This window comes from Microbacterium resistens NBRC 103078, assembly GCF_001552355.1.
Taxonomy (GTDB): Bacteria; Actinomycetota; Actinomycetes; order Actinomycetales; family Microbacteriaceae; genus Microbacterium; species Microbacterium resistens.
Genome location: NZ_BCRA01000202.1, coordinates 1 through 2,496, shown reverse-complemented (window position 1 = coordinate 2,496; position 2,496 = coordinate 1). Strand labels below are relative to the sequence as shown.

The following is a 2,496-nucleotide window of genomic DNA, read 5'->3' as shown; positions in this document are numbered from 1 at the left end:
GGCCGTGCGTCCCGGGGGCACGTCATGGGCGTGCCGGTGTTCGGTAGCGTGGAGACATGACCCACGCGCGCACCGTCTTCGGCTTCGGACTGTCCACGATCGCGTCAGACGGGACGGCCCTCGACGCCTGGTTCCCGGAGATCGGCACGGCGGAGTTCTCTCCCGAACACCTCGCCGCGGCAGCGGAGACCTGGGAGCCGCACGCGGGTACGGACGAGCGCCGTCGCGTGAGCGTCGAGGCCGTGCACCTGCGGATCGACCTGGACGAGGCGCCGGCGTCCACGGCGGACGCCTACCTCCGCCTCCACGCCCTCTCCACGCTCCTCGTGCGGCCGAACGAGCTCAACCTGGACGGCATCTTCGCCTACCTCCCCACCGTCGCATGGACGACGGCCGGGCCGATGCTCCCCGCGGACGCCGTGCGTCTGCGCCCGGCGCTGCAGCGGGCGGGGATCCAGGTGCAGGGCCTGGACAAGTTCCCCCGCCTCACGGACTACGTCCTGCCGGAGGGCGTGCGCATCGCCGACGCGTCGCGCGTGCGGCTCGGGGCGCACCTCGCGCCGGGCACGACGGTCATGCACGAGGGTTTCGTGAACTTCAACGCCGGCACGCTCGGCGCATCGATGGTGGAGGGACGCATCTCGCAGGGCGTCGTCGTCGGCGACGGCAGCGACATCGGCGGAGGCTCCTCGATCATGGGCACCCTCTCCGGCGGGGGGCAGCACCGTGTCTCGATCGGGGCGCGGACGCTCCTCGGGGCGAACGCCGGCATCGGCATCTCGCTGGGTGACGACTGCATCGTCGAGGCGGGACTGTACGTCACCGCCGGATCCAAGATCGTGCTCGCGGACGAGGCGCCGACCGCCGACGGTGCGCGTCCGGTCGTCAAGGGCGCCGAGCTCTCCGGACGCGACGGGCTCCTGTTCCGCCGCAACTCCGTCTCCGGAGCGGTCGAGGCCGTCCGCCGCGCGGGGGTCGGCGTGACCCTCAACGAGGCCCTGCACGCCTGACACGCGGCGATTCGCGCCGTTCCGGAGGTCTCTGATCTCCGGCTGGTAGACTATGAAGGTTGCTCGCCTCGAGCGGGCAGCATCGTCGTCGTCACGGGGTCTCCGAGGACCGGGCGGGCATCCTGCTCCCCCACCGGCAGCCACCGGCCTTTCGCACGGCGAAGGTCGCGCACCGTCCGTGTGCCGCCGCCCCTCACCCACGATCCCGCCGCGCTTCACCGCGCGCGCAGACGGAGTTTCACTTTTGCCTACTTTCCTCGAACTCGGCGTGCCCGCGCCCCTGGCCGACGTGCTCGCCGCCTCCGGCAAGACCGAGGCGTTCGCCATCCAGCGCGACACCCTTCCCGACTCGCTCGCCGGCCGCGACCTCCTCGGCCGCGGCCGCACCGGCAGCGGCAAGACCATCGCCTTCTCCCTGCCGCTCGTGGCCCGGCTGTCGGCGGCCGGCCGCAAGAGCCGTCCCGCCCACCCCCGTGGTCTCGTCCTCGCCCCGACGCGGGAGCTGGCCACCCAGATCGCCGCGACGGTCTCCCCGCTCGCCCAGGCGGTCGGGCTCCGCGTCACCACCGTCTTCGGCGGCGTCAGCCAGCGTCCGCAGGAGCAGGCGCTCCGCAGCGGCGTGGACATCGTCGTCGCGTGCCCCGGCCGCCTCGAAGACCTCATGAAGCAGGGGCTGGTCTCCCTGGACGCCGTCGAGATCGCCGTGCTCGACGAGGCCGACCACATGGCCGACCTCGGCTTCCTCCCCGGCGTCACGCGCATTCTCGCCGCCACCCCGGCGGGCGGCCAGCGCCTCCTCTTCAGCGCCACGCTCGATCGCGGCATCGACACCCTCGCGCGCCGCTTCCTCCGCGACGCCGTCAGCCACGAGGTGGACGAGGCGAGCGTGCCGGTGGGCGAGATGACCCACCGCGTGCTGCTCGCCGACGACGCGGAGCACAAGAAGGCGCTCGTGCAGGACCTCGCCGCCGGGACCGGGCGGCGCATCCTGTTCACGAGGACGAAGCACCAGGCGAAGAAGCTCGCCAAGCAGCTCACCGCGTCGGGCATCCCCGCGGTGGACCTGCACGGGAACCTCTCGCAGAACGCCCGCGAGCGCAACCTCAGCGCTTTCTCCTCGGATCCCTCGCAAGGCGGCGTGCGTGTGCTCGTCGCCACCGACGTCGCCGCGCGCGGCGTCCATGTGGACGACGTGGACCTGGTGGTGCACGTCGACCCGCCCGTCGAGCACAAGGCGTACCTGCACCGCTCCGGCCGCACCGCGCGCGCCGGCGCCGCCGGAACCGTCGTCACGGTGGTCCTGCCCGAGCAGCGCCGGGACGTGAAGGACCTCCTCCGCAAGGCGCAGATCACCGCGCCCCTGGAGTCGGCGACCGACGACGCGGTCTCGGCACTGGTCGGAGAGCGCGCCCCGCATGTGCGCCCGGCCCCGCCGCAGCAGCCGCAGCGCCCTCAGGCCGCCTCCCGGCCGGCCCGGTCCGGCGCC

At 73.3% G+C, this 2,496-nt stretch carries 2 protein-coding genes; both read left to right on the top strand.

All coding sequences use genetic code 11. The features are described 5' to 3' along the window. Positions 1-56 precede the first annotated feature (56 nt). Positions 57-1,010 (top strand): 2,3,4,5-tetrahydropyridine-2,6-dicarboxylate N-succinyltransferase, encoded by a 954-nt coding sequence (gene dapD, locus MR1_RS18945; protein WP_067250800.1) that lies wholly within the window; start codon positions 57-59, stop codon positions 1,008-1,010. A gap of 244 nt (positions 1,011-1,254) precedes the next feature. Further along, the coding region (locus tag MR1_RS18940) for a DEAD/DEAH box helicase (protein ID WP_157518407.1) at positions 1,255-2,496 on the top strand (1,242 nt) is incomplete at its 3' end.

Bases quoted from the DNA above. Each gene is read 5' to 3' on its own strand.
- dapD (WP_067250800.1), top strand. From the start codon at position 57: ATGACCCACGCGCGCACCGTCTTCGGCTTCGGACTGTCCACGATCGCG.